The following is a 19052-nucleotide window of genomic DNA, read 5'->3' on the forward strand; positions in this document are numbered from 1 at the left end:
TCCCGTTACTTGCTTCACTCAGTCATCGGTTTTCAATCGGCTGCCTTTACTCCAGGTATTATCTGACAGCCAAATGAAAAATCGAGATAGTTAGCCACTTTCTAAGGCTCAATGCTAAAGCGAAACAACACTCTTTATCTCTTCCAAAACCTCGGCGTTAGCGATAGCCCCGAGGTTTTCTACATTTTTGCCATTGATCACCTGTTTCACAGCCAACTCCACCAGTTTGCCAGATCGTGTTTTTGGCACATCGCTGATCGCAAATATCTGGCTTGGCACGTGTCTTGGCGAACAAGAGGATTTGAGTTTGCTTTTGATGGCTGTCAGTAACTTTTCATCTAAACTCACACCTTGCTGCAGCTGAACAAACAGCCATACCTGTTCATTGCGGTCGATGTTTTTACCGACTGCTATCGAATCGATGATGCCGTCAATGGTGTTCACTTGCTGATAGATTTCGGCCGTACCAATTCGCACGCCACCGGGGTTGAGTGTGGTGTCGCCTCGCCCGTAGAACAGGTAGCCGCCATGTTCGCTCTGTGCGACTTCATCACCGTGATGCCACACATTGTCGAACCTATCCCAATAGGTGCTGTGATAGCGCTCTCCGGTGTCATTCCAAAAGCCAGCGGGGAAGTTGGGTAGGGAGTTGGTGCATACTAATTCGCCACGTTCGTGATCGACCTTTTGACCAGACGAATTGAACACCTTGATGTCGACGCCGAGCCCGGCCTGTTGGCACTCACCGCGATACACAGGCGAGATTGGGTTACCCAAAACAAAGCAGCCACAAATATCCGTGCCGCCAGAAATCGACGCTAAATGCAGGTCTTGCTTGATGTGCTTGTAAACGTAATCGAACTGCTCTGGGTAAAGCACAGAACCCGTCGAGCACAGTGTTCTTAATTGAGGCAGAGAGTGGCTGTCGATTGGTGAGAGTTCGGCTTTCTCAATCGCTTCTATGTACTTGGCTGAGGTGCCAAATGTCGATACGTCAGCACGCTGCGCTAAATCCCATAGAACGTTAGGTTGCGGGTAAACCGGGCTACCATCAAAGATAACCAAACAAGCACCGCTGGCGAGCGCAGATACGTGCCAGTTCCACATCATCCAACCACAAGTGGTGTAGTAGAACACGCGATCTCTTGGTTTAATATCGCAATGAAGCTGATGCTCTTTTAGGTGGTTGATGGTAGTGCCACCGACAGAATGCACTATACATTTGGGTTTGCCTGTGGTGCCGGAAGAGTAGAGTACAAACAACGGTTCATTGAAGCCGACACGAGTAAATCGAAGAGGTTTTGTCTGATAGTGATTAATGATGCTGTGCCAGCTTAGAATCGACACATCATGTTCAACTTTTTTCTTCTCTAAATCGCTCTTCTCTAAGTCATTACTCGGTTTCAAATAACCGATCTCACACACCTGTTTTAATTCGTTTAAGTGTTCGATGATTTCACGGTTCTTGCCCGCCATATCGAACGTTTTGCCATTGAAGGTGTAACCGTCACAGGTGAACAGCACCTTAGGTTTCACCTGTCCGAATCGCTCAATCACACTCTCTACTCCAAAATCAGGCGAGGTCGATGTCCAAATCGCGCCTAAGCTGGTGGCGGCTAGCATGGCTATCACGGTTTGTGGCAGATAGGGAGTATACGCAGCAACTATATCACCTTGTTTCACTCCGCTATCGACAAGCCATTGCTGAACACTAGAGACAGCTTCACACAGGGTTTCCCATGTATAACTCTGTTGTTCGCCACGTTCATTCTCAAACCAAATCGCAAGCTCATCAGGCATGGTGTGTGCCAAACGCAGCAAGTTCTCGGCGTAGTTTACTTGTGCATTGGGAAACCAAACCGCATCACGGTTCGATTTAGGCTGCTGCCAGCGGCTCCCACCTTGAGCTTTGATGGTCTCGCTTTCTGCCTTGTTAATAGAGTCTTGTGAGCCGACTACTCCACAAAACTGCCATACGTTTTGCCAAAATGATTCCGGATGTTCCACAGACCATTGATGGAGTTCGGTGTAGCTTTTTACGTCCCTATCTAGGTTTAACCCAGACTGTTCAAGGCTATCGATAAATCGGGTTAAGTTGGCATCGGCGATACGCTGCTCGCTTGGCTGCCAAATGGGCTTATTGCTTTCGTGCATTCTTTTACCTTTAACAAAAAGTTAACGTTTTCAGTCTGGTATTTAGGTTTTACAAAGTCAAAAGTTCAGCAAAATAAGCGCTTGGTGGAATTGTGTAAATAAAATGTTACACGATCGCTTGTTTCGAAAAATCGCGCAAATTGGCGCTTATAAGGAGTGGAGATAGGCTTAAAGTGAGACATTCGAAAGGAGGTGTGTAATGACTCAATATCATTCTAAGCCCGTGAGCCAAGAGGGATGGGTTGAGTGGAGCCTCGAAGAAGATGCCATTTGGCACGACTTGGTGAAAAGGCAACTGGACGTCATTAGTGACCGCGCTTGCGATGCCTATTTGCACGGTCTGACCTTGCTGGATCTACCATTAGACAGAGTTCCCCAGCTGCCAGAGATAAATAAAGTGCTAATGGAAACAACCGGTTGGCAAGTTCAGCCTGTGCCTGCATTGATCGATTTCGACCGATTCTTTGATTTGCTCGCCAATAAGAAATTCCCAGTTGCGACATTTCTGAGAACGCGAGACGAGTTCGATTACTTACAAGAACCTGATTTCTTTCATGAAATTTTCGGCCATTGTGCCATGCTCACTAATGCCGATTTCGCGGCTTTCACTGAGCATTATGGAAAACTAGGCCAAGCCGCCACATCTAAACAGCGCGCTTATCTTGCCCGTTTGTATTGGTTTACGGTTGAGTTCGGTTTAGTAAAAGAAGGCCAACAACTGAAAATCTATGGCGGTGGCATTCTTTCGTCTCCAGCGGAAACTATGTATGCGTTGGGAGGGGATTTGGCCGTTCGCGAGCGGTTCGATCTGCAAACGGTTTTAAGAACGCCTTATCGTATCGACATCATGCAGCCGAAATATTACGTGATCGACGAGCTATCTGAGCTCTTTAAAATCAGTCAGGAAAACCTATTACAGCAAGCTGATCTCGCCATCGATGCGGGGTTACTACCACCACTTTTTGAACCCAAGGAACCAACACATGTTGAATGAACAAAAATGCGAAGCCTGCAGTATCGACGCGATTGCCCTAAGTGAAGATGAACAACAATCTTTACTGTTGGAGTTGTCAGACTGGCAGATCATCGAAAGAGACGGCATCCCGCAGCTTGAGAAGGTGTTCAAGTTTAAGAACTACAAGCAAGCATGGGCATTCAGCAACATAGTGTCAGAACTGGCAGAAGAAGAGTTCCACCATCCTTCGATCTTATTGGAGTGGGGCAAAGTCACCGTCACTTGGTGGAGCCACTCAATCAAAGGCCTGCACAAAAATGACTTCATCTGCGCCTCACGCTGCGATGTGTTCGCGGTGAGTGAATAGTTTTGTAGGTTAGGAGTTATTCTTGCAACCTCTGTGATGCGATTAACTCATTATTCGGCTCATAATGTGAGTTGAATAATTGCCTTAAACAGCTCATAGTATGAGTTGAATAAGTGATACTTTCGCATCATGGGGTCTAATATGTGGATTTGGCAGCAAGATAATTGGCCAAACTTTGTTTGGGATAATCAGAAAATAGGCGTGAGGTTAAGAGAAGTACGGCTTAATCAGGGCATTCTATTGGGCAAGATTACCTCACAGTCGGCAGATCAATCCCAAACCATGCTCGACACCTTATTAGCGAACATAGTCCATTCCAGTGCGATTGAGGGAGAAAAGCTTAATGCTTTCTCGGTCCGGTCTTCTTTAGCCAATAAACTCGGTGTCAGTGAAGATCGACCTTTTCCAACGACAGAACAAACCGATGGCCTAGCTGAAATTATGTTGGATGCGGTGCAGAACCTAACAGAGCCACTAGCGCTTGATAGGATCTTACATTGGCACGATAGACTGTTTCCTCAAGGCTACACCATGTTTAATCCTGTAGTCGGAGGTCAGCTACGAGGTGAAGCTCCGATGCAAGTGGTATCAGGAAGAATTGATCGTCCAACCGTGCACTTTGAAGCACCTAGCCGATACATTCTTGATGCTGAGCTAGATACATTTATCACATGGTTTAATGATTCACTTACCGACGCTACACTCGATCCGTTACTTAGAGCTGCGATAACTCACCTTTGGTTTATCACCTTACACCCGTTAGATGATGGTAATGGTCGTATTACTCGATTGTTGACCGACTTGGCATTAGCACAGGCCGAGCAGCAGTCGGTACGTTTCTATGCGATGTCGGTGGGGATTCTCGCTAACCGCAAGCATTACTACGAGATATTGGAGCGAACCCAGAAAGGGGAACTCGATATTAGCGAATGGTTGATGTGGTTCTTAGATACGTTAGACGAGACGTTTACAGGCGTTTTCGCTGAGGTCGACCAAACTGTATATAAGACTAACTATTGGCGCAGCATCGATCAAACCAAGCTTACGGCAGAACAAGTAAAAGTGCTGAATAGGATGCTCGATGGTGATTTTTCAGAAGGTATCAATGCCAGCCAATATCAGAAAGTAGCAAAGGTGAGCAGTGCCACTGCAACACGTCATTTGAATGCTTTGATTGAGCATGGCTGCTTAGTTAAATCTGGTTCTGGTGGCAGAAGCACGCGCTATCTGTTGCCTGAGTAGGGCTTAGGCTTTCACTCCCGTTTCTATGTTAAAAGCTGCCAATGTTCAGGGTGAATGTTGGTGTTTTTTTGTGTCTGGAGCAAATTACACGGGCTGGCGCTAAGTCAGAGTAATCTTCATTTCAATAGAAAAGATATTTGTTTTTAACATAGTAAATTATGTATTACTAATTGATATTATTAAATAATGTTATGCTACTCATCTAACCTCTTTTATTAAAACAGGGTATTTGATGGATTGGGAAAGCATCTTTAAAATTTCGACAGGTTTCTTAGCCTCTGTTGGGTCTGCGGGCGTCATTATTTTTGGTTTGTCGAGTTGGCTAGGAAAGGTTTGGGCTCAAAGGATCTTAGACGAAGAAAGACATAAACTTGCTGAGGATCTAGAAGCTACGAAGGTAGATTTGGATCTGGCTAAAAACAAACTAATTAATCTCCATACAGACAAAACCGTTATATACCGTATGGTCATGGATACGGTATCTGAAATGCTTGCTGCGTTTGATGCCCATTACTCTAGAACGTTATCCCCAGAAGAGGCTAAACATGCTCTCGAAAGTTTTAATAAAGATCGTTTGAAGCTCTATGGTTATCTCGGAATGTTAGCTCCTCAAGGGGTAATGGACGCACAGGATAAGCTTATTGATCATCTATTATTAGTTTCTCATGGCAAATCAAACTATGAATGGATAGAGATTCGGCAGCTTGCATTATTGTTGATTAATGAAATTCGTAAAGATATTGGTATAGACACAAGCCCTATTAGTTACAACGGTATATTGTAAAACGTATTTTTTTGTTTGTTGTTGCTCGTTGGTTGAACACTCTTTCCAAACCTAGCTTGACCTGCATCAGTGACTTGCTTGGTTTCGGGTCTCATAAACCCTTTCTGTTACTCATAGTATTGGTTTTATGAGGCTGCTCTATGATATATTTCTCGGCCAAGTGTATTACAGACGAAGGCTAGCAATGTCTATCAACCTTTCACTCCTTCCACCCAGCGAGAAAAATAAAATCGAACTGGATAAGCAAGCATCGTTTCTTGTATGGAAACTGAAGCAAGCGAAATGTGGCCCTGAAGCCATTGTTGAAGAAGCAATGAAGCTAGGTGACCCAGATGAAAAGGTGTGGTTTGAACAGTCTGTAGAAAAATACAAACGGGTAATGGGTGTCGCATAAACGCAGACAAACCTTGCCCAGCAGTGCTGTAGAATTGAAATGACACAGTAATTTGCTAGAATTTGCACCGTTAATTGAATCAGAGAGAAGATCCCGATGGGAAGAAGTTTTGAAGTGCGCAAGGCCTCAATGGCGAAAACTGCAGGCGCAAAAATTAAAGTTTATTCTAAATACGGTAAAGAGATTTACGTACTGGCTAAGAACGGCAGCTCTGACCCAGACATGAACCTACCTCTTAAGCACCTGATTGCTAAAGCGAAGAAAGACCAAGTACCAGCACACGTTATCGAAAAAGCGATCGATAAAGCGAACGGCGGCGGCGGTGAAGACTTCCAACCAGCTCGCTACGAAGGTTTTGGCCCAGGTGGCACAAGCGTAATCGTTGACTGTCTAACTGACAACGGCAACCGTACTTTCCAAGACGTTCGCCAATGTTTCGTTAAGACTGGCGCGAAAATCGGTGTTGAAGGTACTGTTTCTCACATGTTCGCTCACCAAGCTGTATTCCAGTTCAAAGGCGAAGATGACGAGATCATCCTAGAAACGCTTATGATGGAAGACGTAGACGTGACTGACGTTGAGCTAGAAGACGGTGTAATCACTGTATTCGCTCCAACGACTGAGTTCTTCAAAACGAAGACTGCACTAAACACTGCGTTCCCAGAGCTAACGCTAGACGTTGAGGAAATCACTTTCGTTCCTCAAACAACTACGCCAGTAGCTGAAGAAGATTCTGAGAAATTCCAGAAGTTCTTAGACATGCTTGACGACTGTGATGACGTTCAGCAGGTTTACCACAACGCTGAGCTGTAATCTTTACAGTAACAAAAGTTATTAAAAAACCGAGCCTAGTGCTCGGTTTTTTTATGCTTTGAGTATTGATCAAGCCTTGATCATCGTTCCATAATGTACGGCTGACAAAGCGTTCTCTGGTCGCGATTTATCGCTGAACTTCATTATATTGTTCGTCTTATCCCGACATGAATCTGATTTAAGTACTCCCTGAGTATCATCGGGGTGATCGCCAAGCGTATTTAGTGTACAAAGAAAGAAAATATCAGCCAAAGGCTTTGACCCTGCTTATTGATGCATTGATTGAGAGTGTTCGATCTTTTCATAGTGATGGTTTGGTCAAATAAAAGGAGAAAGAAATGAAAGTAAGTTTTATCGGGCTAGGCGTTATGGGTTTCCCAATGGCAGGCCATCTAGTCAAAGCCGGTTTTGAAGTAACGGTATTTAACCGCACTCACAGTAAAGCGCTAGACTGGGCTGATAAACACCAAGGTAAAGCGGCAGAATCTGTGGCTGAATGTGTAGCGGAAGCTGACGTGGTATTGGTTTGTGTGGGCAACGATGACGACGTACGCAGCATGACAACCAGCGAAACAGGCGCATTGGCAGCGATGAAGCCAAACGCGATTCTTGTCGATCACACTACAACGTCTGCAGTTCTGTCTGAAGAGCTTGAAGTGGCAGCGAAGCAAGCCGGTATTCGCTTTATGGATGCACCTGTATCTGGTGGCCAAGCGGGCGCAGAAAATGGCGTGCTAACCATCATGTGTGGTGGCGAACAAGCGCTTTTCAACGACCTTCAACCTGTGTTCGAAGCTTACGGTAAGTCGTCAGTTCTTATGGGTAAAGTCGGCCAAGGCCAACGCGCGAAAATGGTTAACCAGATCTGCATTGCAGGAGTGTTGAATGGCTTATCTGAAGGCTTAGTGCTTGCTGAAAAATCAGGTTTGGATATCCCAACTCTGGTTGATTGCCTTAAAAACGGCGCTGCTGGCTCATGGCAGATGGAAAACCGTGCTACCACAATGGCACAAGACAAGTTCGATTTTGGCTTTGCAATTGATTGGATGATCAAAGACTTAGGTTTCTGTCTAGATGAAGCTGAGCGCCAAGGCATCCAGCTTCCACTGACTGAAAAGACCAACAACGCCTACAAAGCATTGTCTGCCGAAGGACAAGGCCGCATGGATACATCAGTATTGATGAAAGCCGTGGTTGAAGAGACAAAGAAGTAGAAAGCTAGAAGTAATAGAAGCTTCGCTTGGATAATTAAAAATAGCCGCTGATTAGCGGCTATTTTTGTTTGGTTTGAACTCTTTTAAACGTATTGAATTTTCTGTTTGATTCCTAATTCAGCAATCTATGAATTATCAATGGGACGAAAATCGTTAAAATAGATGTCCAAAATTGATGATTTAAATGAGTTTATTCACCTTTATCGATTTGCTCTTTCTGAACTTGATTGGCTTTCTGTTTAACTGCTGATGCTTTCTCTTCGGTTGCTTTCTTGATTTGAGTTGATTTTTCAACGGCTTTTTCTGAGGCTTTTGAAGAGTAGTGTTTCAAGATTACATCTAATGCCTCGAAGCGAGGGTGAAGTTTGTAACCTACAAACATAAAAATGTTTAACGAAATGAAGCCAAGTAGTAAGGCGACAATGCCAATATTTGCGCTTTGTAGAGCTAATTCAATGATCTGTCCCAGTTCACCACCACGACGCCCCCCCATCATTTGCGCCATTTCATTTAAATCACCGATGGCTTGAAACAAGTGGTAATAAAGATACGCTAATGACACTGCACCAATGCCTTTTGCTACGATTTTTGGTAAGCCAAGAGCGCAGGATGCTGAGCCTACAATCATTAGTAAGACTATAGTGAACCCGTAGACATCTAAACCTGTAATTGATTCAGACACTCCCCACATTTTGATAGTAATTGCAGGTAAGAAAGACCCAATTGCAACGAGACCATATGATGCAGTTCCAAGTTTGTTTAGAACTTTTGGCGTTTGAGTTTCGTTAGCATTAACTGTTGTTGCTTCCATGATATTGATAAATCCATAACTAATTTGATATAAACATTGAACCATTTCAATGCGCAACAATATTGTATTAACTTTGTCTCGTATTTTAAAGCTGTAAGTGGTTATGCGAATGATTTATTTCAACAATTACTCATCGATCTCCTGAATCACCGTTTCTATTCCGAAGATTACAAAAACAATACATAGCTCCAATGTATCAGGTATGTTTATGTCTACCCAGTATGAATAATTAGTAAATATGGGTTGTGCAAAATAAGCACGACTTTTACTGAAATACAATAACTGAATCCTATATCCCCACTCACACCGCCTCTCAACCATTCACTCCTCATTATTACCATTCGTCGCATTGGTAAAACTGCGCGACAAATTCTAGTTAACCTTTCAACGTCAACATTTGAAAGGGATTAGAAATTATGACTACTTCACACTCATTTAATTCAGGCTCTACCGCTTCTCTGCTTAAGCGTTCATTACTGATTGCACTTGTTTCATTCGCACCCACTTTGGTGCAGGCCAACCCGAGTTCAGACGTGCTCGATATCTATAACCAAGCCGCGCAAGGCAATGAAGATTTGGTTGAGGTGGCGTATGAACGCCTTAACGAAACCTTACAACAAGACGGAGCGACACCACTGACCTTGGTTTACCTCGGAAGCACAGAAACCCTGATGGGGCGTGATGCGTTCTTACCTTGGAACAAGATGAAGTATGTGGAGAAAGGCTTATCAACCATTGATAAATCACTGGTGCTGCTAAAAGACGAAGACCAACCGATTCATGAGCAACCTCGTGTTCAAGGGCTGCCAGATTCTTACTTAACTCGCGCAATGGCCGCGGTGACTTACACCTCGCTACCAGACATGTTTAACCATTTTGATCGTGGTTATGACCTGTTCCTCGCGTTACTCGCGGAAGATGATTTCCAACAGCAACATTTCGCTGCGACATCGTGGATTTACCGTTACGCCATTACTGCATCGATTCGTGCTGAGGACTTCGAGCAAGCACAGGTGTGGCTTGAAAAGATGGAAAACACCGATGCTGGCAACATCGAAACGATGACTGCGAAGGCCCTAATAGCGAAAGCGAAATAAAGGGCATGGAAGCTAAACAGTTGGTTAGTAATCAGAGGAAAACGGGATGATTGAATTTAAAGATATCGGCAAAGCATATGTCACAGGCGGTCAACGTGTTGATGCATTAAACGGGGTCGATGGCCATATCCAGCGCGGTGAAATGGTGGCGTTGTGTGGCCCGTCGGGTTCTGGAAAAAGCACACTTTTGAATATTCTTGGTTTGTTGGATATGAGCTATCGAGGACAGATCAATATTGATGGCCAACCGTATCCGACAGAGCAAATCGCCGCTGCACGCTTTCGCCGTCAGTCGTTGGGTTTTGTATTTCAGCGCTTCAATCTGGTTCCAGTGATGACGGCACTTGAGAACGTGGCCTACCCATTGATGTTGAACCAATGTTCGAAACAAGAACAGCAGACCAGAGCACAAGAGATGTTGGAGCGTGTTGGGCTAGGCGAATATGTACATCATCGCCCAGACAATCTTTCAGGCGGCCAGCAGCAACGTGTCGCGATAGCCAGAGCGCTAATCCACAACCCAAGCTTAGTCATTGCCGATGAGCCGACCGCTAGCTTAGACAGTCACACCGCCAACCTTGTGATCGACATTATGAAAGAGCTCGGCCATGAAATGGGCACCACCTTTATTGTCGCAACGCATGACCCAAGAATGGCGCAGCGTTGTGACCGAGTCATTGAACTTATCGATGGTCAACTGGCACTACAAGCCACAGCAATGGAGGCAATCTCATGGGCAAGTTAACACAAAGAATGAGCACTTTTTTGCTTCCTACCTCGGTGCGTTTGGCGTGGCTTAATTTATTGAGAAACGGTCGCCGTAGTCTGCTTTCGGTATTGATCATCGCAATTGCCGTATTTGCGCTGACCTCGGCTGGAGGTTATGGGCTTTATACCTATGAATCTCTGCGTGAATCGACCGCGCGCGATACTGGTCATCTTACTTTGAGTACGCCGGGATATTTTGAGCAAGATGAAGACATGCCGCTGAGCAATGGTCTAGACAATGTTCAAGCCCTAACCAAGAGCATTATTGGCGACAGCGACGTGCGTGGTGTGCAGCCTAGGGTCTATTTTAGCGGCTTGGTTTCTAACGGCAGCAAGTCGACCATTTTTATGGGAACGGGTGTCAATGAGCGTGAGTTCGACATGAAAGGTCCTTTCTTAGATGTGCGCAGCGGTCAGACCCTCTCGGATGTGAAATCTCCCAGATACGACAGCCAAGAGCCACAAGTGATGCTGGGAACTGACCTTGCTCGTAATCTCAAAGTTGCCGTTGGCGATTGGGTGACACTGCTCGCGACTACCAGTGACGGCGCATTGAACGCTTTTGATTTTAAGGTGCAGGGTATTTACTCGACAGGAGTGCCTGAGCTGGATAAGCGTCAGTTATACGTACACATCACCACTGCCCAAGAGCTTTTAGCGTCAGACAAAGTCAGTACCTTGTCGGTGTTTCTATTTGAAACAAGCAAGACCTCGACCGTTCAACAGCGTATCCAAACAGCTTTAGATCGAAATAGTGCGAGCCAAAGCGATCAAGGCACAGAGATCGAGATCACCCCGTGGCAAGATCGCGCGTTTTTCTACACCAAGGTGAAAGATCTTTACGACCGTATCTTCGGCATCATGGGCGCGGTGATGGCATTGGTAGTGTTTGTGTCGTTGTTTAACACCATGACCATGTCGGTGACCGAGCGTACTCGTGAAATTGGCACCTTGTCGGCACTAGGCAGTTACCCGTCTGAAATCGTCGCAGGTTTCTTAAAAGAGGCGGGATTGTTGGCTGTGATTGGCAGCGCGATCGGCGCGTTAGTGAGTGGCTTCGTGTCGGTGTTATTGCTGGTGGTGGATATCCAAATGCCACCACCTCCCGGCAGAACCGAGGGTTACCCACTCAACATTTACTTCTCATTGGAATTAGTTGGTTACGCCACTTTAGGTGTGTTGACGATATGTTTGCTAGCCGCTTATTTCTCTGCTCGCAAAGGCGTAAATAAGCCAATCACGGAGGCGCTGGTTTATGTATAAATTTACTCGTTCACTCACTGTTTTAGGTTCTGTATTGGTTTTGGTTCTAGCATCGACACCAAGCTGGGCAGTCGATTCACAACAAGTCACAGAGATGATCGCCAAGGCGGATAGCTATCGCTTGAACAGCGAACAGGCGTCTAAAGTGGTTTCTCTGGTCGCGCTATATCAAGACGAGCAACTAGACAAAACCCGCGAATACAACGTCTACACAAGACCAAACCGAGAGTCGCTGGTCGTGTTCAAGTCGGCGGTCGAGGCGGGTCAAAAGATGCTGATGATAGAGGACAACTATTGGTTACTGATGCCGAAATCGCGCCGACCTATCCGAATCACACCAATGCAGAAACTCTTGGGTGAAGCTTCGGTAGGGGACATTTCGACGCTCACTTGGAGCGAAGATTACCAAGGTAAGTGGGTTGCCGAGCAACAGGTTGAGAGGTCGACTGGCGAGACACTCGATACTTATCATCTAAAGCTAACGGCGAAAACCAAGGGTGCCAGCTATCAATCGATTGATCTGTGGTTAACGGCAGACCGAGCGTTTCCTGTTAAAGCGGATCTGTATCTGCGTTCTGGAAAACTGGCCAAGCAAGCTTGGTTTACTGAAGGCGTGCGAGATGGCTTGCCAAGTGTAGTTTCGATGACTTTGCTCGATAAGATTCAACCAAGTAAGAAAACCGTGATTGAGTACCGCGAGGTAAGCGAACAAGCTTTAGCGGACAAATACTACAACCCTGCTTACTTATCACGTAATAGCGTGTCTGGGCTTTAGGTGGGTGCCATGAAAGCTTCTAGTCGTCGATTCCACATCAAGCCTTTAATCGTTACTTTCCTTGTGCTGCCTTGTATGAGTAATACGACTCAAGCGGACGATCTGAACCTAGCCTGGGACTGGCAATTGAGTGCTGAGGCCGTTGAATCGAGAGAGTCGCCATTTAACCCTTTCGTATCTGACAATCGCCAGTCACTCAATGGTTTTTTGGATCTTGAGGTTGGATATGGCAATTGGCTTGGCCTGTTTGCAATGAAAGCCAACGATATTCTAAGCAATAACCCTCAACAACAAGACGCGAGTTTTGAGTCTGAATTCATTGTGCGTGAGTTGTTTTGGCAAGGTGGTGTCGAGCTGTCGAATTCAGTAATCGGTGACCATTACCTCGATGTCACGCTTGGCAAGGTTCGTTTGGATTGGGGTGTGGGCTATGGCTATCGACCGTTAGACATCATCAAACCTTATCGACAAAACCCAGTGGGCATTGTCGCAGAAGAGGGCGCAGGTGTTGCTTCAGCGTCACTGTTCGATATGACGGGCGAATGGACCCTGCTTTACAGCGATTCGTCATGGACTTCCCAAGACGTAAATGAATTCGAAAAGCAGAATCAGCAACAAGGCTTTGGGGTACGTCGTTACAATCTAGTGGGCGATCACGAATATCAATGGGTCGCCTATTATGACGATGTGCGCCACGGCTTACTTGGAGCGAGTTTGGTTTCGGTATTAAACCTCGCGTGGGAGTTTCATGGCTCTGTTGTCTATCAACGACAAAGCCTTGGCTACAGTCAGCCTAATTCAATGCTTAAACCGGTTTATCTTGAAGAGCAGGGCGAGGCCTATCAAGCGTTAGCAGGATTAACATGGGCCAATGACACCGGCCACAATGTGGTGCTGGAATACTGGTTTGATAGCCGCGCTTGGAGCAACTCTGAATGGCAAAGAGCAATAGGAAGTGCTGAGTCTTTGTCAGTTAATCCGATGACATCTTCGTTGGCAGGTTCTTACGCTCAAGGTTATCAACACGCCAATTTGGTTCAACACAACATCATGTTTCATTGGTCTCTGGATTCGACACATGGCTGGCTTGAAGATATCACGCCAACATTTGATGTCATGCTGTCTCCACAAGACGGTGGCTTTATTGCTACGCAGTGGCTCAATTATCAGGCTTTCGATAATGGCGATTCATCGTTGGAATTGGAGCTTGCTGCACGCTTTCTAGGCGGTAAAAGTGATTCTGCTTACGCCAACTTACCGGATAGTCATATGATTCTTTTAAATATCAAAGGACGATTTTAATGGACACTTCTTCAAACAGTCGCTTTTCATGGATTAAAAGCTTCGCGTTCACTACGCTATTTTGCGTTCTTATTGCAATTACAACCAATACGATTTGGGGAGGCGGGTTTACGCTTAACTTGGCCATCAGCTTCGGCTTTGGCTACAGCGCAGTTGGCTCTTCGTTTGTGTTGGTTGAACTATTCAAAAGGAAATCAAAGGCATTTGATGTAGGGGTATCAATGGTGATTGCAATGACCCTTGGTACCTTGAATGCACACTATTGGTTGAACGGGTATTTCGGGGCTAATATCTCGGACCTTAAATCTGTAGTCTTGCTCGGTGTGATCTTCTGTTCGGTTTGCTATTACTATTTCTATACTCGGGAGCAGCAGTTACGTGCCGATAACGAATTGGAAGTGGCCAAGCGTCGTCAGGCCGACCAAGAAAAGGTGGTGGTGCTGAGTCAGCTTAAGCAACTGCAAAGCCAAATTGAACCGCACTTCTTGTTCAACACACTTGCGACCATCAATGTGTTGATTGAGAGTGATAGCGCGAAAGCCAAGTTGATGCTCGAAAAACTGACTGACTTATTGCGCGTGACTTTGAAAAACAGCCGCACCGAGCAATCGACCATCGCACAAGAGGTCGACTTGTTAGACGCTTATCTTAATATTCAGAAGATACGCTTGGGGGAGCGCTTAGCGTTCTCGATTGAAACACACGAGATTAGCGATTTGCAGGTGATTCCACCGTTCTTGATTCAACCTTTGGTCGAGAATGCACTCACGCACGGCATCGAGCCCAAAGCCGCTGGTGGCCAAGTGAATATTCGTATTACTCAACAAGCACAGCAGCTAAAAATTGAAGTGGCTGATAATGGCGCTGGGTTGAAAACGCCTTCTGCGAATACGGGTCACGGTGTTGGGTTAAGCAATATTCGTCAAAGAATCGAAACCCTGTATGGTGATAAGGCGAGCCTAACGATTACTGAACACGCTGAAGGCGGGGTAGTCTCGACGATCTTGTTACCGTTGACTGAGGCAGCCGCCTAGAATTACAGATCAGAAAACACCGAACAGTGACGCAAAATAGATGATTTACAGTGTGAATTTAAAGGACTGACCATGAACAACCCAGCAGTACAGCCGAGCGTAACGGCGATTATCGCAGACGATGAAGCACTGTTAAGGCACCACTTAGACAAGAGCCTTGCTGAGGTTTGGCCGGAGCTAGAGATCGTTAGCAAGGCACAAAATGGTTTGGAGGCGATGGAGAGTATTCAGCAGCTTAAGCCCGACGTGGCTTTTCTCGATATTCGTATGCCGGAGCTGGATGGAATCTCGCTGGCGAAACAACTCAACAAGCTAGATTCGCCACCATTGATTGTGTTTATCACGGCTTATGACGAATACGCGGTCAAAGCTTTTGAGCACAATGCGATGGACTACCTACTTAAGCCAATCAATGAAGAGCGTTTACTGGCCACATGTCAGAAAGTGCAAGCGCGTCTGTCGAGCAATCAAACACAAACAGGTACCACGCCAGAACAGCCCGATATCACGGTGTTAATGGCTCAGCTTCAACAGCTATCACAATCGTCTTCCCAGCAAACGCAGCCTCCTTATCTATCGCAGCCCCTTTATCAACAGCAGAAGAAACATCTAACGTGGCTCAAAGCCAGTGTCGGGGAAGACATTCACCTAATCGCCGTCGATGATGTTGCTTACTTCAAAGCGGAAGACAAGTACGTGTCTATATTCAAAAAAGGCCAAGGCAGTTCGCTAGAGGAGTATATTCTTCGCGTGTCGCTAAAAGAGTTGATTGCCCAGCTCAATCCTGATGAGTTTTGGCAAATCCACCGTTCAGTGGTGGTGAAAGTGTCTGCTATCGATAAGGTGAAGAAAGGACTCTCTGGCAAGATGTCGGCGTATGTGTCAGGTGAAAAACTACCCATCAGCCGCGCCTCACAAGCGTTGTTTAAGGGTATGTAGAGAACTGGCTGAAATTTATGTAGCTTATTGATTTTAAATAGATGTAGTTAGCGAGTCTAAAATCGATTTAATAGGCTCTTATCTAAATGCCTATTTAAATGAGCACAGCGATCTTACATAACGATTGGTGATTTATAAAATAAAGATCCAGATCACAAAGATACTCATCAGGTTCAATATTAAATAATAATCTTTAGCTCAATCTGTATATTGTCGATGAATGACATTAAGAGGTTGTTATGAAAACATATTATTTAGCGACGGCGGTATGCCTTACCCTGGTTGGCTGTAGTTCAACATCAAAAACTACCGAAACGCCAATCCAGCCGGATCCGGCATGGACTTCAGGCCAACTAGAAAATGGCCTTACTTATCATGTTTATCCAGATCATGAAGAATCCGTATCTGTTCGTTTAGTCGTGCACGCCGGTTCGATTCAAGAGACTTCTCAACAAGAAGGCTACGCGCACTTCTTGGAACACATGGCATTCAATGGCAGTAAAAACTTCTCTCAGAACGATGTGATTCGTCTATTCGAAGACGCAGGCGCTAGCTTTGGTGCTGATATTAATGCCTACACTTCTTATGAAGAGACGGTCTACCAGTTAGATTTGCCAGATAACATCCAATTGCAGTCTGCTTTGACGTGGATGCGTGACATTGGTGATGGCCTGGATCTATCAAGTTCAGAAGTCGAAAAAGAAAAAGGCGTGGTTCTTGGTGAGTTCCGTATGGCTCGCCTCGATGATAAGTCATTCGGAGATATATATTATGATTACTTCGTTGAAGGCGGCCCGTACGAATCGCAAGATGCATTAGGGACTAAATCGTCGATCGTGAATGCTACTCCTCAAGGCATCACCAACTTTTATCAGACTTGGTATCAACCTCAAATAGTTGAGCTGGTCGTTTCTGGTGATGTGGACATCAAAACTGTGATTCCACTTATTGAAGAAAAGTTTTCTAGCTGGGAGCGTGGCGATACGCCGAGACCAGAGAAACAGAAAACGACCTCATTCAATGAAGATGATTATGTTGAGTACGCAGGAAGAGAAGCGCCAAGCATCACTCTGACGTTTAACCGCGGTTCAAATATAGTTGAAAATCATGCTCAGCAGAATCAACGCAGGTTAGATGAAACCGCTCAGCAATTGATTCAACGACGATTAGAAGCGGTGTTCAATGATGCCGCGTTCCCGACTCAATGGATTGCATCTGATAGTTATCGAATGGGCGCTTTTTACTATTCGTCAATAAGTGTTGGGTTTCCGGCTGGAGACCGTGAAGTTATCCAACAAGATCTGCTTTCTACATTGGCATCATTGCGTGATTTTGGTGTTTCGGAAACGGATATTGCTGGCGAACTGTACTACTATCAAGACTTGCTGGATAACATCGAGCATAACTGGGATAAAATGGACAGTGTTGAACACGCGAATTACAAAGTGAGTGCGTTAGTCAATGATCGAATAGTCCAATCACAGAAAGATTATCAAGCAAGCTTGGAAGCTTTCATTGCTAACTTGAGCCTTGAAGTGATTAACGACAACATCAAGAATCTACTTTCTGATGATTACTTTATTGTTATTGGGATGGACGACAATGAAGACAGAACAGCGGTCATTAACTCTCTAGATAGCTTAAAAGCCACGTATAGCGAGGCGGGAATTCCGCCGCTTGCGATAGGAACAGCCAGTGCTTTTGCTGTACCTAGCTCGCAAGGCGAGGTTGTACTTGCTGAACAAATGTCCGTAGACCCATATATCCAAAAGTGGACGTTGAGCAATGGTATCGACATGTGGTATCTGCGTGATTATGTGGCGGGTGATGATGTTGGGGTGATGTACATGAGCCTCGGTGGAAAAGCCGCTTTGGATCCGAGCCTTTACCCAGCGGTTGAGGTTGCGTTACCTACTTTCGCTCGAAGTGGTGTGGGTGAATTTACGGGTTCTGAGCTTTTAGCGTACTTTGATCGTGAAGATATTAGAGCTGATTCCTTTATTGGCAACACTCGCCATGGTGTTGAATTTAGTATTAACAAAGGTGGGCTCAAAGATACGTTTGCTGCGCTTTATACCTTCATAACTGCGCCTAAAATTGTTCCCGAGCAGTTAGAGGCAGTGAAACAGGAGTTTGTACAAGGTCAAGAATCTTTCTTGAGCAGCCCTGTCGGTCAGTTTGAGCGCGCAAGAAACCAGAATATCTATCGTCAAGACAGTGGCCACCTCTTTGTTGATAAAGAACGTGTTGAAGCGGTTTCTGTGGAAGACGTCGCTAATCTTCATCAGCAATTGTTTGGTCAAATGAGGCATAACCAATTGGTGATCGTGGGTGACATCGACCCAAGTGAATTAAAGCCTTTGGTTGAGCAATACTTGGCTTCGATTCCATTAGAAAAAGCTGAGGTTCCTGAATTTAAGGTGGCTTACAAGCAGCCATCTGAATCACGCATTGATTTAGCGATCAACAATGTGAATAGTGCAGAGTACATCTTACGAGTCATTTCTGAACCTGAAGCCGAAACCGACCAAGGCGTAACGGCAAAAGATATCTTCACGGAAAACTTGCTAGAACGACTGCTGGCGGCTCGTTTAGATGCTTATATTCGTGAAGAGTTGAGCTTAGATTACTCGCCATATACGTATTCATCATCCGCAGATAGTGAGCTGAGTGGTGAGTGGGTTATCGGGGCGATGGTAGCGCCGGAGAACGTTGACCAAGTCGAAGTGGCGATCGATAAAGTGATTGCAGACCTTTTACAAGGCGTCTCTGAAAAGGAAATGCACGCAGTCGTGAAACAGTTTGAAGCGGACTTCACGCCTCTCGAGATGAGCTCTATTGACCAAGCATGGTACCTGTCTCGTTATTTACTTCATGGTTACGATATCGAAGCTTTGTCTCAAGTTGAGCGAGTGGCGAGGTCGATTACTGCGGAAGACATGAATCAACTTGTCCAAAGCATCTTTGGTGAAGATAGCCGTAAGGTTAAGAACATCATGCGTCCTAAAGCCTAAAGCCTAAAGCCTAAAGCTTGAAACCAACAGAAAGAGACAACTCAAAGCCAAGCGAGCACCGCTTGGCTTTCTTGTTGTGCGCCGAGCATGGCGTTGATCTAGGAGGTGAAAGTCCTCTACGGGCTC

The 19052-nt window shown here is 45.4% G+C and carries 17 protein-coding genes and 1 pseudogene; 16 read left to right on the top strand and 2 right to left on the bottom strand.

Annotated elements, in window-relative coordinates; all coding sequences use genetic code 11:
* Positions 1–114 precede the first annotated feature (114 nt).
* Positions 115–2154, bottom strand: coding sequence for an acetoacetate--CoA ligase (locus tag AB6D58_RS20285; RefSeq protein WP_102332319.1), 2040 nt, complete (start codon positions 2152–2154; stop codon positions 115–117).
* 199 nt (positions 2155–2353) lie between these two features.
* Between AB6D58_RS20285 and phhA the strand changes: the two genes are divergently transcribed.
* The 8 genes and pseudogenes from phhA (at position 2354) to AB6D58_RS20325 (ending at position 7923) form a co-directional block, all read left to right on the top strand.
* A complete protein-coding gene (gene phhA / locus AB6D58_RS20290) occupies positions 2354–3148 on the top strand; it encodes a phenylalanine 4-monooxygenase (RefSeq protein ID WP_017066732.1) in 795 nt (264 codons plus the stop codon).
* Positions 3138–3476, top strand: coding sequence for a 4a-hydroxytetrahydrobiopterin dehydratase (locus tag AB6D58_RS20295; RefSeq protein ID WP_017065112.1), 339 nt, complete (start codon positions 3138–3140; stop codon positions 3474–3476). The genes phhA and AB6D58_RS20295 overlap by 11 nt, the downstream gene beginning before the upstream one ends.
* A 141-nt stretch (positions 3477–3617) precedes the next feature.
* Positions 3618–4718, top strand: coding sequence for a Fic family protein (locus tag AB6D58_RS20300; protein ID WP_372158252.1), 1101 nt, complete (start codon positions 3618–3620; stop codon positions 4716–4718).
* Between the two features lie 232 nt (positions 4719–4950).
* On the top strand, positions 4951–5502 hold the full coding sequence (locus AB6D58_RS20305) for a hypothetical protein (protein WP_372158255.1): 552 nt from the start codon (positions 4951–4953) through the stop codon (positions 5500–5502).
* Positions 5503–5686: 184 nt separating this feature from the next.
* Positions 5687–5896, top strand: coding sequence for a DUF3283 family protein (locus AB6D58_RS20310; protein WP_008216860.1), 210 nt, complete (start codon positions 5687–5689; stop codon positions 5894–5896).
* 96 nt (positions 5897–5992) lie between these two features.
* Positions 5993–6709: a YebC/PmpR family DNA-binding transcriptional regulator gene (locus AB6D58_RS20315; protein WP_010432326.1), complete on the top strand. Its 717-nt coding sequence runs from the start codon at positions 5993–5995 to the stop codon at positions 6707–6709.
* Positions 6710–6870: 161 nt separating this feature from the next.
* Positions 6871–7035 (top strand): annotated as a pseudogene (locus tag AB6D58_RS20320) (LysR family transcriptional regulator); the annotation flags it as partial.
* Between the two features lie 12 nt (positions 7036–7047).
* The gene (locus AB6D58_RS20325) at positions 7048–7923 is read left to right on the top strand and encodes an NAD(P)-dependent oxidoreductase (protein ID WP_017070192.1); all 876 of its coding nucleotides are present in this window, start codon (positions 7048–7050) and stop codon (positions 7921–7923) included.
* Between the two features lie 190 nt (positions 7924–8113).
* On the opposite strand, the gene AB6D58_RS20330 is transcribed toward AB6D58_RS20325, so the two are convergent.
* On the bottom strand, positions 8114–8734 hold the full coding sequence (locus AB6D58_RS20330) for a hypothetical protein (protein WP_017061252.1): 621 nt from the start codon (positions 8732–8734) through the stop codon (positions 8114–8116).
* A gap of 416 nt (positions 8735–9150) precedes the next feature.
* On the opposite strand from AB6D58_RS20330, the gene AB6D58_RS20335 reads away from it, so the two are divergent.
* The 8 genes from AB6D58_RS20335 (at position 9151) to AB6D58_RS20370 (ending at position 18926) form a co-directional block, all read left to right on the top strand.
* Positions 9151–9831 (top strand): hypothetical protein, encoded by a 681-nt coding sequence (locus AB6D58_RS20335; RefSeq protein ID WP_102320952.1) that lies wholly within the window; start codon positions 9151–9153, stop codon positions 9829–9831.
* A 46-nt stretch (positions 9832–9877) separates the two neighbouring features.
* Positions 9878–10576 (top strand): ABC transporter ATP-binding protein, encoded by a 699-nt coding sequence (locus AB6D58_RS20340; protein WP_017067011.1) that lies wholly within the window; start codon positions 9878–9880, stop codon positions 10574–10576.
* Positions 10564–11862: an ABC transporter permease gene (locus AB6D58_RS20345; RefSeq protein WP_017061256.1), complete on the top strand. Its 1299-nt coding sequence runs from the start codon at positions 10564–10566 to the stop codon at positions 11860–11862. Before AB6D58_RS20340 ends, AB6D58_RS20345 begins: the two co-directional genes overlap by 13 nt.
* On the top strand, positions 11855–12637 hold the full coding sequence (locus tag AB6D58_RS20350) for an outer membrane lipoprotein-sorting protein (RefSeq protein ID WP_017065102.1): 783 nt from the start codon (positions 11855–11857) through the stop codon (positions 12635–12637). The genes AB6D58_RS20345 and AB6D58_RS20350 overlap by 8 nt, the downstream gene beginning before the upstream one ends.
* A gap of 9 nt (positions 12638–12646) precedes the next feature.
* Positions 12647–13939: a hypothetical protein gene (locus AB6D58_RS20355; RefSeq protein WP_372158258.1), complete on the top strand. Its 1293-nt coding sequence runs from the start codon at positions 12647–12649 to the stop codon at positions 13937–13939.
* Positions 13939–14973 carry a sensor histidine kinase gene (locus tag AB6D58_RS20360; protein ID WP_372158261.1) on the top strand — a complete coding sequence of 345 codons (1035 nt, stop codon included), beginning with the start codon at positions 13939–13941 and terminating at the stop codon, positions 14971–14973. The genes AB6D58_RS20355 and AB6D58_RS20360 overlap by 1 nt, the downstream gene beginning before the upstream one ends.
* A gap of 72 nt (positions 14974–15045) precedes the next feature.
* Positions 15046–15912, top strand: a complete 867-nt coding sequence (locus AB6D58_RS20365; RefSeq protein WP_372158264.1) for a LytR/AlgR family response regulator transcription factor — start codon at positions 15046–15048, stop codon at positions 15910–15912.
* A gap of 239 nt (positions 15913–16151) precedes the next feature.
* Positions 16152–18926 (top strand): M16 family metallopeptidase, encoded by a 2775-nt coding sequence (locus tag AB6D58_RS20370; RefSeq protein WP_372158267.1) that lies wholly within the window; start codon positions 16152–16154, stop codon positions 18924–18926.
* Positions 18927–19052 lie beyond the last annotated feature (126 nt).

The sequence above is a fragment of the Vibrio sp. 10N.239.312.D08 genome (assembly GCF_041466145.1).
GTDB classification, from domain to species: Bacteria; Pseudomonadota; Gammaproteobacteria; order Enterobacterales; family Vibrionaceae; genus Vibrio; species Vibrio crassostreae_C.